Source organism: Klebsiella planticola ATCC 33531, from assembly GCF_000735435.1.
Classification (GTDB): Bacteria; Pseudomonadota; Gammaproteobacteria; order Enterobacterales; family Enterobacteriaceae; genus Klebsiella; species Klebsiella planticola.
This window is the reverse complement of record NZ_JMPP01000009.1, coordinates 16,536-28,960: the sequence shown is the minus strand read 5'-3', so window position 1 is coordinate 28,960 and position 12,425 is coordinate 16,536. Positions and strand designations below refer to the sequence as shown.

The following is a 12,425-nucleotide window of genomic DNA, read 5'->3' as shown; positions in this document are numbered from 1 at the left end:
TATCTCTTAGACGAAACGTCCATGCTAAAGAAAACAAATATCATTGCCGGGTTATTAATTTCTCCCTTAACGCTTTATGCATCAACAACGTACAAAATTGATGATATTCGTTTTGAGGGGTTGCAGCGCGTTACCGTAGGGGCCGCGCTATTAAGCATGCCGATCCATACCGGAGAACAGGTGTCTAATGATGATATTAGCGAGTCGCTACGCGCTTTATATGCCAGCGGTAACTTTGAAAATGTCCAGATCCTGCGCGATGGAACGACGCTGGTGGTACAGCTTAAAGAGCGGCCGACCATCGCCAAATTAAGTTTTTCGGGGAATAAAGCGGTGAAAGATGACGCCCTGAAAGACAATCTGGCGGCCAGCGGCGTCGAAGAAGGGAGCGCGTTAGATCGTAATGCCCTCAGTGAAATAGAAAAAGGATTGCAGGATTTCTATTATAGCGTCGGGAAATACAGTGCGCAGGTCCATGCTGTGGTCACGCCGCTACCGCGAAACCGCGTCGATTTAAAGTTTGTTTTTCAGGAAGGGATCGCCGCGACGATTGCCCAGATTAATATTATCGGCAATAAAGCCTTCCGCGAGGAAACTCTGCTGGACCAACTGCAGCTGCGTGACCATGTTCCATGGTGGAACGTAATTGGCGACAAGAAATATCAGAAACAAAAAATGGAAGCCGACCTGGAAACCCTGCGTAGTTATTACCTCGATCGTGGCTATGCGCGCTTTACCATTAACTCCAGTCAGGTCAGCATCACGCCGGATAAAAAGTCGCTGTATCTGACGGTCAATCTCTCTGAAGGCGATCGCTATAAAGTCACCAGCACGCTGGTGAGCGGCGAGATGGCCGGGCATACGCAAGAGACAGAAGCGCTGGCGCAGTCTCTGTCGGGCAAATGGTACAGCGGAGCCGACATTACCGCCGTTGAAAACAGCATCAAAAAACGCTTTGGTAAATATGGCTATGCCTGGCCCCAGGTGAATACCCGTACGGAAATCGATGAGACCAACAAAAGTGTGACCCTGCATATCAATGTTGATGCCGGACGTCGGTATTCCGTGCGCCAGATCCGGTTTACCGGGAATGATACTTCGCGTGACGCCGTCTTGCGTCGTGAAATGCGGCAAATGGAGGGGGCGTGGCTCAACGACGAAAAAGTACAGCAAGGGAAAGAGCGGCTGGATCGTACGGGCTTTTTTGAAACGGTGGATAAAGAAATCACCCCGGTTGCCGGGAGCCAGGATCAGGTCGACGTGGTGTATAAAGTGAAAGAACGTAACACCGGTTCGTTTAACGTGGGCCTGGGATTCGGGACAGACAGCGGCATCAGCTATCAGCTTGGCGTCACTCAGGATAACTGGCTAGGCACCGGCAACAGCGTGAGTTTTAACGGCACCCGTAACAGCTACCAGTCCTATGTTGAACTGGGCGCAACCGACCCCTATTTTACCGTTGATGGCGTCAGCCTCGGCGGGAAAATTTTCTACAACAGCTACGATGCTGCCGATGCAGATGCCGGGAGCTATAACCAGCAAAGCTACGGGCTGGGGAGCAATCTTGGTTTCCCGATTAGTGAGAATAATTCGCTAAATGTGGGCATTGATTACGTCCATAACTACCTGACGAACATGGATCCGGAGCTGACGACGTGGAATTACCTTAATTCGCGAGGGATTTATCCGAACGTGGTCACCAAAGATGGCGACAGCGGGGCGACGTATAGCGCCAACGACGTTTTCGCCAGTCTCGGCTGGAGCTATAACAATCTCGACCGCGGGTTTTTCCCTCGTTCCGGGAATAAAAGCAGCCTGAGCGGTAAAGTGACCGTGCCGGGATCAGACAACAGCTATTACAAACTTACCCTGGATACCACGCAATATCTCCCTCTGAATGAAGGGAAAAGCTGGGTCTGGATGGAGCATCTGAAAGCAGGTTATGCCGGCGGCCTGAACGGGAATTCGGTTCCGTTTTACGATAACTTCTATGCCGGAGGGTCGTCGTCAGTGCGGGGATTCTCTTCCAATACGATTGGTCCAAAAGCGGCCTATTATCGCTGTAACGGGACTGAAAGCAGCTACAGTAACTGCCCGGTTGAAAGCTCTTCGGATGCGGTGGGCGGCAACGCCATGGCGGTACTGAATAGTGAATTTATTATTCCGACGCCGTTTATTAATGATAAATATGCCGACAGTTTACGCACCTCGCTGTTCGTCGATGCGGGGACGGTATGGAGTACATCATGGCAAAATAGCGCTCAGACGCAGGCCGCCGGGATCCCTGACTACGGCGATCCGCTGCATATTCGTATGTCGGCAGGGATTGCGGTGCAGTGGATGTCGCCGCTGGGGCCGCTGGTCTTTTCCTGGGCTGAACCATTTAAAAAATATGATGGCGATAAAGCGGAGCAGTTTCAGTTTAATATTGGCAAAACCTGGTAAATTATTCATCAATAACGCGATGGGTTGATGACAATCCGTCGCGTCCTCTTTAACTGTAGTCGGCACATCAATCATCCGCGGATTGTAAATTTATACCCGGCGTAATGTAGAATTATGTCGCTATATTTTCATGTCTACGTATTTTATATTACTCCGCTACTAACTGTTTATCAATTTACTGGCAGAATATCGTGATTTTACCTCACAATATCGAGGAGAGGGCTTGCGGATAATTATAATCTTTGCTATGACTAGCTATGTGGCTATTTCTCATAAAGCACAAGGACGCGACATGAAATGGATAATTCAGAACACAATTATTTGCCCACATTCCGGTGTAGCATTTTCAAGTATATCGAGATTGCGCTTTTTAAAATTTATTATATGGTATGAAGCCGATATTCTGTTACTTCCCGGAGAATCCATGAAACTGTATTCCTCGAAGGTATTAGTTAATGGAAAATATCATTATATTAAGGTCTACAATATGTCAACCTACAGCCATGAGCAATGGGAAATCCTAAGGGAAAGACCATCCTGCCCCTATGATTTCGGGGCCACGACGATAGAGGGTTGCTGTTATCAGCCACATTGTGCGATTAAACGTTGCCCTGGCAATTTCAAGCACCATGCGCTGTGTTAACGAAGTTGGCGCTAACCATTGGTATTTTCACAAATAAAATAGGGGGTATTTGTTGACATAAATACCCACGAGTCATGTTTTATCTTTAATATTTTGATAATGAATCGATCTTCTTTTCTGATCCCCGTAAAGAACGGCGGTAGAATCTCATCGAATTTATCAGGGAGCGCTGTGGAATTTGAGCGAATGTTCGTGTCGCTACTTCTGAAAATATAAATATTATTTTTATTTTTTACATAGGTTATATATTTTCTGATGCTGATGTCATCCTTTGTGTTTCTGGAATTACCGGTGAATGTAATTAACCCATCCCCATCGCTGGCAAAGAAAGTGACAGAGAAAGAATATTCCTCACCGTCATTAACTATTGAAAAAGCGGATGTGCAGTTAATGCTCTCATCGTCATCAAATGAACTGATGTAATAAAAGACAAGACTTATCGTGATAATAATGAAAGTATATGCAATGACTTTGTTTATTTTTCGTGTTTTCATATTGTGTTATTTTAAGTAATAAGATGAGGTACAGAATGATTTTTTATGAGATTTTATTGGGTATCGACAGGAGATCAGTGAGGTCCTGCTCGATGGGTAATGATTCGTTATATAAATAGTCCGTCCATTTGAGCAGGTGATATTATGCTGTTTAAGAAAATTAATATAGTACTCATCAAATCTTAGATCATCATTTCTGAAAACCTTGCAGCTATTGATCGTCGTGATCAGCGTATACGACGCGAAAGGTGAATCGTTCGTGGCTGACGGGTTAAGGTAGATAATATGCAACAGAATAATCAACAGACTGGTAATACCGGCGACAAGCCATCCTGTCTTTCTTTTTCTCACGGCCTCGATGATTCTCGTCGACAGGACGTCACCTTTGTCTTGCGCTGTCGGTGGGTCGGCGTGAAGTTGCTGGCTCCCTTCATGATGAGCGCCATTTCCTTCCGTCACAACTCTGTTCAGCTGATTTATTTCTGGAGTGGCAATATCATTATCCTTCTCCGCAGGGGCGCCGGGAGTATCAATCCGGATATTCGCTTCATCCGCAATCATGAAACCCCGTTTAGGGATCGTTTGAATCAGTGTTCCATTCACATTGAAGTAATTTAAAGACTTACGCAGCAAAGAGATATTTTGATGTAGAGTATTCGGCGTAACACTCATCCCCCTTTCTCCCCACGCATTTTGCAGTAGCTCTGCCTGAGTGACGATTCTTCCTTGATTTTTTATTAACAAATCAAAGCAAAGGCTTGCTGGTATTGCCAGGGCCATACGTTCATTACTTTTTATGGAATGGAGAGTATGCGCTTCTGAGTTAAATCGCAGCGTGTTCTCTATAACGTAAATAGTAGCCATATATGATTTCTTATTGTGAGAATAGTTACCACTGTGTCATTTATCTGGGATTTGATGCCGCGATACTAGCACCAAAGAGTAAACCTGACATTCACTCATAACTAAGAATACTCTTAATCCCCAGGTGAGGTTTTGCCTGAATTGCTTTTTATTTGTTAAATTTACTAATTATTCTTATGTTTATCAATGGTTTGAGTTTTAACAAATACTCAACAGATGTGATTTTTTTGCCCTTCATAACTTTATGAGTAATAAATTTTGCTTATTAAGCTTACTATTTGTGCATGAAATGTGGCGGTGTTACCGTAACAAAAATAATAGTGATGTTTTGTCACCTTTCATAAAAGAAAAGTAAAAAGCTGAGGCGAACTTCATTATAGGTGTTTGTCTCAGCCAACGGATGGGGGTCAACAGACTCAATGGAATGGAGGTTCTGTTATCATGGCGGTATTGATCGTAACAGATAATTATTTCTATATGCAGGGTCTGGTCAGCATGGCTGACGATGATTGCAACATTACCTGGGTCGATAACATTGACAGTGAGTATGCGTACCAGCAGTGCCAGGTACTGAGTGCCGAAGATTACGTCATTATCCATTTTGCACAGATAGATAAAATGCTTTGTTCATATCAGTATTATTTGATGAACAGTCCGGCGAAAGTGATCGTGGCTCCGGATGCCAAATTTGTCAGTGATGTTTCTGACATCAATAATATCTGTTTTCTGTCTGCTGACGCGAGTGTTAAAACGGTTGAAAACATCCTTAAGCTGAAGAGGTTTAAAGCCAGAAAAAGAAACCTCACGGTTCGTGAAGAGAAAATTATGTCATTAATGATTATTGGGAACTTAATTAATGATATTTCTAAAACTCTTGGTCTGAGTATCAAGACGGTGAGTTTACATAAAAGTAATACCAGTAATAAGGTCGGCTTGTTAAATAACAACAACATTACCATGCTTGCCTTAATGCGTTTTATCTTGCCGGCATCAGGGACCGACATGATCCTTATTTAATGTTGTATCACTGGCAGCATTATTGCGTTTTATTTTCGCGGAAATTTATTGAGTTTTATCGATTTTATTCAAGTTTTGCATTTAAGAACATCAGGTTCTTAAGGGTAATGGCTCCATAAATAACTATGGAACAGCACGGGCGATAAAAAGCCTATTATTTTTATCAGGTGATGAATATGAAATTGAAAATGTTAGCAGCAGCTCTTGTGACGACTTTCTGTGTGGGCGCTGTTCAGGCAGCAGACGTTACGGCTCAGGCCGTCGCAACCTGGTCGGCAACGGCAAAAAAAGACACCACCAGCAAACTGGTTGTGACCCCTCTGGGTAGCCTGGCTTTCCAGTATGCAGAAGGGATTAAAGGCTTTAACTCTCAGAAAGGTCTGTTTGATGTTGCAATTGAAGGGGATGCGACTGCGACAGCATTTAAACTGACCTCCCGTCTGATTACCAATACCCTGACCCAGCTGGATACCTCCGGTTCGACGCTGAATGTGGGTGTGGATTATAACGGCGTTGCCGTCGAAAAATCGGCTGATACCGTCATGATCGACACCGCGAATGGCGTTCTGGGCGGCAACCTTAGCGCACTGTCTAACGGTTATAACCAGGCTGGCCGCGCGACCGCACAGGATGGTTTCAACTTCTCTATCATCAGTGGCACCACCGATGGTACGGCTGCAGTGACCGATTACAGCACGCTGCCGGAAGGGATCTGGAGCGGTGACGTCAGCGTCCAGTTCGACGCGACATGGACCAGCTGATTTCTCTGTAGCACGAGCAGGGGGGATTCCCCCTGCTTTCTTCCACGGACCGAATTCATATGAAAAACCGCATTCTGGCTATCAGCCTGTATTTTTGCGCCATCATGCCGGCCCTGGCACTGGATGTTGGCGATATTTCTTCATTTATGAACAGCGACGCCAGCGTGCTCAGTAAAGAGATTAAAAACACCACCGAGAGTGGACGCTTAATCAATATCCATGTTGAACGCCTTTCCTCACCGCTTGAAGGCGGCAGCGTGATTCCGATGGACAGTCAGGATGAAGTGCTGCTGACACCAGCCAGCCTGCTACTGCCCGCGAAGAGTAGCGATGTCATTCGCTTTTTCTACAAAGGACCGGCGGATAATAAAGAGCGCTACTACCGCATCGTCTGGTTCGATCAGGCGTTGAGCGATGCGCAGCGCGATAGTGCCAGGCGCAGTGCGGTGGCTACCGCATCGGCCCGCATCGGCACCATCCTGGTCGTTGCCCCACGCAAGGCGGATTACCGCTATCAGTATGCCAATGGAACGCTGGTGAATACCGGCAATGCCACGCTACGTATCCTGGCTTACGGCCCCTGCCTGAAGCCCGCAGATGGCAAAGAATGCAAAGAAAACTATTACCTCATGCCCGGCAAAGAGCGCCGTTTCACCCGCGTGAATGTTGCCGATAAAAAAGGGCGGGTCGCACTCTGGCAGGGCGAGCAGTTTGTTCCCGTAAAATAACAATTGTGCTGACGGAATCAGGTTATGCCTTTACGACGGATTTCACCTGAGCTGAAAACGCTCCTTGCCTGTGGTATGGCCATTTTTACTCTTCCGCTTAGTGTGAATGCCGCTCCTCAGCAGGTGCAGCAAATTGGCGGCGTAGTGATTCCCCAGGCCTTCAGCCAGGCGCTACAGGATGGAATGAGTATCCCACTGTTTCTTCACCTGGAAGGCAGCGCGGGGACGCAGGATGACCAGCGGCTTGGCAGTGCGTTTATTTGGCTGGACGCCGGTACGCTTCGCGTCCGTCATATTCAGCTGGAAGAGCGCGGGGACAACGCCAGCGTGAGTGAACAAACCCGAAAAACGCTGACTGAACTGGCGAATGAACCTTTCAACAGCGATTTACACATCATGCTCACCCGCGATGCGCAGCTGCAGCTCAGTCTGCGGCAGCTGCTGCTGCAACTGGTCGTGAAACGAGAGGCGCTGGGAACCGTTCTGCGTTCGCGCAGCGAAGATATCGGCCAGTCCAGCGTTAACAGCATCAGCAGCAGTCTGAACTATAACCTCGGCGTGTATAACAACCAGATGCGTAACGCTGGCAACAGTACGTCCAGCTATCTGTCGTTGAACAGCGTCAGCTCACTGCGCGAGCACCATATTGTGTTGGACGGGTCGCTCTACGGCACCGGAACCAGCAATCAGGATAGCGAAATTTATAAGGCCATGTATGAGCGTGATTTCGCCGGGCATCGCTTTGCCGGCGGGATGCTGGATACGTGGAATTTACAGTCGCTTGGACCGATGACCGCCATTTCTGCCGGGAAAATCTACGGCGCATCCTGGGGAAACCAGGCCAGCTCAACGGTGTTTGATAATTCACAATCGGTCACGCCAATCGTGGCTTTCTTACCGGCAGCAGGTGAAGTGCATTTATCGCGCGACGGACGTCTGCTGAGCGTACAGAACTTCGTAATGGGTAACCACGAAGTGGACACCCGAGGCCTGCCATACGGCATTTATGATGTGGACGTTGAGGTGATCGTCAATGGCCGGGTGGTCAGCAAGCGCACTCAGCGGGTGAACAAACTTTTCAGTCGCGGGCGCGGAGCGGGTGCTCCGCTGGCCTGGCAGGTGTGGGGCGGCAGCTTTCATATGGATCGCTGGTCAGAGAGCGGCAAGAAGAGCAAACCGGCGAAAGAGAGCTGGCTGGCGGGGGCGTCGACATCCGGATCCGTGGGCACGTTCAGCTGGGCGGCAACCGGCTACGGTTATGATAGCAATGCCGTCGCCGAGACGCGTCTGACCGTACCGCTGACGGAGTCTGTCAACGTCAACCTGCAAAATATGCTGGCCAGCGATAGCTCCTGGAGCAGCATTGGCAGCATCAGCGCCACCTTACCCGGAGGTTTTAGCACCGTCTGGGTTAACCAGGAAAAAACCATTATTGGCGCCCGGTTACGGCGCAGCGATGCCGACAACCGGGCGATTGGCGGAACCCTTAATCTGAACCCGCTGTGGTCAAAGCTGGGGACCTTTAGCATTAGCTACAACGACGACCGTCGCTACAACAGCCATTACTACACGGCGGATTATTATCAGACTCTCTTTAGCGGGGCCTTCGGCTCGCTGGGCCTGCGTGCCGGTATTCAGCGCTTCAATAATGGTGGCGGTGGTAGCAGTAGCAGTACCGGGAAATATGTTGCGCTCGATTTCTCACTCCCCCTGGGGAACTGGTTCAGCGCCGGTATGACCCACCAGAACGGCTATACCATGGCAAACCTTTCCGCCCGTAAACAGTTTGATGAGGGCGTGGTACGTACTCTTGGGGCCAATATTTCGCGGGCGATCTCCGGTGATACCGGCGATGACAAAACGCTGAGCGGCGGAGGCTATGCCCAGTTCGATACCCGCTATGCCAATGGCACGCTCAATATTAACAGCGGCGCTGACGGCTATGTGAATACCAACCTGACCGCCAGCGGTAGCGTCGGCTGGCAGGGGCGGAATATTGCCGCCAGCGGGCGCACCGACGGTAACGCCGGCGTGATTTTTAACACCGATCTCGATGATGACGGCAAGCTGAGCGCCCGGGTCAACGGACGGGTCATCCAGCTGACCGGCAAACGCAACTATCTGCCGCTCTCGCCGTACAGCCGTTACGAAGTCGAGCTGCAAAACAGTAAGAACTCCCTCGACAGCTACGACATTGTCAGCAACCGCAAGAGCAGCCTGACGCTCTACCCGGGCAACGTGGCGGTTATCGAACCGGAAGTGAAACAGATGGTGACCGTTTCCGGGCGCATCCGCGCCGAAGATGGAACGCTGCTGGCCAATGCACACATCAATAACCATATTGGCCGCACCCGTACCGATAACACGGGAGGATTCGTGATGGACGTGGATAAAAAATACCCCACCATCGATTTCACCTACGGCAATAACCAAAGCTGTGAAGTCGGGCTTGAGATAAGTCAGGCGCGCGGGGCGGTGTGGGTCGGCGATGTCGTCTGCACGGGTCTGAAAACTTACGCCAGCGCGCAGCAGGCAGGAGAAGGTCATGAAAGCTAAGTGGTTCCCGTTGGTAAGCCTGTTTATTGTCGCACTGTGCGCGGTGCGGGCAGAGGCGGCGGTAACGAAAACAACCTGGCCGGACGCGGCAGCGGTGCAGTTTGTTTTCGTGGAAAACAACTCCGATGATAACTTTTTCGCCACTCCAGGCGGCGTGCTGGATCCGCGCATGACCGGCGCCAGTCGCTGGACCGGGCTGAAATATACCGGTAGCGGCACTATCTACCAGCAGAGTCTGGGCTATATCGATAACGGCTATAACACCGGGCTGAATGCCAACTGGAAGTTTGACATGTGGCTGGAAAACTCGCCGGTGTCGAACCCCCTGAGCGGGCTGCGCTGCATCAACTGGTACGCCGGTTGCGATATGGCGACCAGTCTGATTTTGCCCCAGGTCACGGATACAAACGGCTTTTACGGTGCGACGGTGACCTCCGGTGGCCAAAAATGGATGCACGGCATGATGTCGGACGCTTTCTACCAGTATCTGCAGCAGATGCCGGTTGGTGGCAGCATGTCGATGACGATCAATGCCTGCCAGACTTCCGTCTCCTACGATGCAAGCAGCGGGGCGCGCTGCAAAGATCAGGCCTCCGGCGCCTGGTACGTGCGTAAAGTGACCCATACTAAAGCGGCAAACTTAAAGCTGATTAACACCCATTCTCTGACCGAAGTCTTTATCAATAGCGATGGGATCCCGACGCTGGGGGAGGGCAGCTCGAACTGTCGCGCCCAGACGATTGGTACCCGTAGCGGTCTGAGCTGCAAGATGGTCAACTATGCGTTGCAGCATAATGGCCTGAGCAACACCTCGATTCATATTTTCCCGGCGATTAACAACACGTCGCTGACGTCGGCGGTGAATATCTATGATATGCAGTTCAGCCTCGATGGTAACAGCTGGAAACCGGTCAGCGGCAATGCCTACTACTATACGTTTAACGAGATGAAATCCTCGGATTCGGTCTACATCTTCTTTTCCAGTAACTTCTTTAAGCAGATGGTGGCGCTGGGCATCAGCGATATTAATACCAAGGATCTGTTTAACTTCCGCTTCCAGAACACCACCTCGCCGGAGTCCGGCTGGTATGAATTTTCTACCTCCAACTCGCTGATTATCAAACCGCGTGATTTCAGTATCAGCATTATTTCCGATGAGTACAGCAGTTCACCGTCGCGCGAAGGGTATGTCGGTGCCGGACAGCCGTCACTGGATTTTGGCTATATCGTCACCACCAGCGGAAAAACCGCCGCCGATGAAGTCCTGATCAAAGTGACCGGCCCGTCGCAGTCGATCGCCGGGCGTTCATATTGCTTGTTCAGTTCGCCAGACGGGGTGACAAAAGTGCCTTTCCCGGCGCTGCTGACGTTTACCACCCAGACCGGAACGAGCAAAAATTATGACGCCGGCTGCGATGACAACTGGCGCGATATGACGGATGCGCTGTGGCTGACGACGCCGTGGACAGATGCTTCCGGCGATATTGGCGTGATGAACAAGACGACGGTGAAATTTTCCATACCGATGAACGACAATATTTCGTTGAGAACGGTAGATGACGATGGCTGGTTTGGTGAAGTGAGTGCTTCAGGAGAGATTCATGTTCAGGCGACATGGCGCAATATTAATTAATCTGCTCCAGGCCGTCGCGTGGTTGCTGCTTCTGGGTCTGCCAATGGCGGGCCGGGCGATTTCCGTCGGCAATTTAACTTTTTCGCTGGGTGCTGAAGAGAACTTTGTCGCCAAACGGGTACTGAATAACAACCCGAGCGCGCGGCTCTATCAGATTTCCGTCGTCGGGATAGACCGGCCGGGAGGTCACGAGGTCCGTTCGCGTCCGGCAGACGGCGAACTGCTCTTTGCCCCGCGTCAGCTCACCTTGCAGGCCGGGCAAGGGGAATACTTTAAATTTTATTATCATGGCCCGCAGGATAATCGTGAACGTTATTACCGGGTTTCGTTTCGCGAAATTCCCACCCGAAACCGCATTGGCCGTACTGCGGCCGGCGGGTCAATCGGTATTGATCCGGTGGTCGTGATGGAAACGATTCTGGTGGTACGCCCGCGGCAGGTGCAGTTCAAATGGGCCTTCGATCGGCAGGCGGGAAGCGTCAGCAACAGCGGCAATACCTGGTTTAAACTGCTGATCAAGCCGGGATGCGATGCAACGGAAGAAGAGGGCGAGGCCTGGTACTTACGGCCAGGAGATGTGGTTCGCCAGGCGGCGCTGCGCCAGCCTGGGAATAAATACATTATCTATAATGATAAATTTATTAAAATATCAAAGGATTGCGAGTAGTGTTTGCCGGTAAATAAAAAAGCCTCCCGTAGGAAGCTTTTTTATTATCAGGTCATGACCATTGGCCATTGTGGTGGCGTCTGACTCATGACTTCGATCATGACGTCTTTGATATTGCCCCAGATTTTCGCGATATCCAGCAGCGTGATCCCCAACAAGCCGGTGGCGAACCAGCAGGCCGCCACCAGGCCGATGCAGCTACAAATAACGGCTAAACCGGCATAATCACTTTTGCGTAGCTGAATGTTCATCGAACTGGCCAAAAACATCAGAACCGCGCTCACCAGCGGCCAGCGCAAAAGTATGACACTGGTAGTTATGGAAGCCATCAACCTCATCCTCAAAGAAAATCGGGTGCCTTTGACAACCTGGCGAGACTGACGATGACGTGGCGCTCTGGCTATCTACGGGCAATCAGGAGAATAATGAAACAATGTTCTTGTTTCATCAAGTTGTGTGAACTATATCACATTTGCTGTTTTATTCACCAGCCCCAAATGCGCGTTTTTGGCGGTTTTTAAAGCCGCATGTTTATTGTGGATAATGAAGGCGGGGGCATCTTCCCACCACCTCAAACGGGCAAACTGCTCTTCCCGGCGTCTGATTGCTTTTTTTGA

11 protein-coding genes are annotated in these 12,425 nt (G+C 49.8%); 8 read left to right on the top strand and 3 right to left on the bottom strand.

Annotated elements, in window-relative coordinates; translation table 11 throughout:
• Window positions 1-21: 21 nt before the first annotated feature.
• Window positions 22-2,445 (top strand): outer membrane protein assembly factor BamA, encoded by a 2,424-nt coding sequence (gene bamA / locus GRPL_RS22485; protein WP_032689929.1) that lies wholly within the window; start codon window positions 22-24, stop codon window positions 2,443-2,445.
• Window positions 2,446-2,737: 292 nt separating this feature from the next.
• The gene (gene iraM, locus GRPL_RS26460; RefSeq protein WP_072000053.1) at window positions 2,738-3,088 is read left to right on the top strand and encodes an anti-adapter protein IraM; all 351 of its coding nucleotides are present in this window, start codon (window positions 2,738-2,740) and stop codon (window positions 3,086-3,088) included.
• 11 nt (window positions 3,089-3,099) lie between these two features.
• On the opposite strand, the gene GRPL_RS28200 is transcribed toward iraM, so the two are convergent.
• Both GRPL_RS28200 and GRPL_RS22490 read right to left on the bottom strand, forming a co-directional pair.
• Window positions 3,100-3,582, bottom strand: a complete 483-nt coding sequence (locus tag GRPL_RS28200; RefSeq protein WP_227502936.1) for a YqeJ family protein — start codon at window positions 3,580-3,582, stop codon at window positions 3,100-3,102.
• A 6-nt stretch (window positions 3,583-3,588) separates the two neighbouring features.
• Window positions 3,589-4,446 carry a winged helix-turn-helix domain-containing protein gene (locus GRPL_RS22490; RefSeq protein WP_032698377.1) on the bottom strand — a complete coding sequence of 286 codons (858 nt, stop codon included), beginning with the start codon at window positions 4,444-4,446 and terminating at the stop codon, window positions 3,589-3,591.
• Window positions 4,447-4,887: 441 nt separating this feature from the next.
• Between GRPL_RS22490 and GRPL_RS22495 the strand changes: the two genes are divergently transcribed.
• From GRPL_RS22495 to GRPL_RS22520, 6 genes are all read left to right on the top strand, one after another.
• A complete protein-coding gene (locus GRPL_RS22495; RefSeq protein ID WP_032697103.1) occupies window positions 4,888-5,463 on the top strand; it encodes a LuxR C-terminal-related transcriptional regulator in 576 nt (191 codons plus the stop codon).
• Window positions 5,464-5,639: 176 nt separating this feature from the next.
• Window positions 5,640-6,224, top strand: coding sequence for a common pilus major fimbrillin subunit EcpA (ecpA, locus tag GRPL_RS22500; protein ID WP_032697105.1), 585 nt, complete (start codon window positions 5,640-5,642; stop codon window positions 6,222-6,224).
• Window positions 6,225-6,283: 59 nt separating this feature from the next.
• Window positions 6,284-6,952 carry an EcpB family pilus assembly chaperone gene (locus GRPL_RS22505; RefSeq protein ID WP_032697106.1) on the top strand — a complete coding sequence of 223 codons (669 nt, stop codon included), beginning with the start codon at window positions 6,284-6,286 and terminating at the stop codon, window positions 6,950-6,952.
• Between the two features lie 24 nt (window positions 6,953-6,976).
• On the top strand, window positions 6,977-9,508 hold the full coding sequence (locus GRPL_RS22510) for a fimbrial biogenesis outer membrane usher protein (protein ID WP_032698376.1): 2,532 nt from the start codon (window positions 6,977-6,979) through the stop codon (window positions 9,506-9,508).
• On the top strand, window positions 9,498-11,141 hold the full coding sequence (gene ecpD / locus GRPL_RS22515; protein ID WP_032689925.1) for a fimbrial adhesin EcpD: 1,644 nt from the start codon (window positions 9,498-9,500) through the stop codon (window positions 11,139-11,141). Before GRPL_RS22510 ends, ecpD begins: the two co-directional genes overlap by 11 nt.
• The gene (locus GRPL_RS22520; protein WP_032697108.1) at window positions 11,110-11,808 is read left to right on the top strand and encodes a fimbrial biogenesis chaperone; all 699 of its coding nucleotides are present in this window, start codon (window positions 11,110-11,112) and stop codon (window positions 11,806-11,808) included. Before ecpD ends, GRPL_RS22520 begins: the two co-directional genes overlap by 32 nt.
• 47 nt (window positions 11,809-11,855) lie before the next feature.
• Here GRPL_RS22520 and GRPL_RS22525 read toward each other — a convergent pair whose 3' ends face one another.
• Window positions 11,856-12,137 carry a YjcB family protein gene (locus GRPL_RS22525; protein ID WP_004856511.1) on the bottom strand — a complete coding sequence of 94 codons (282 nt, stop codon included), beginning with the start codon at window positions 12,135-12,137 and terminating at the stop codon, window positions 11,856-11,858.
• Between the last annotated feature and the right edge of the window lie 288 nt (window positions 12,138-12,425).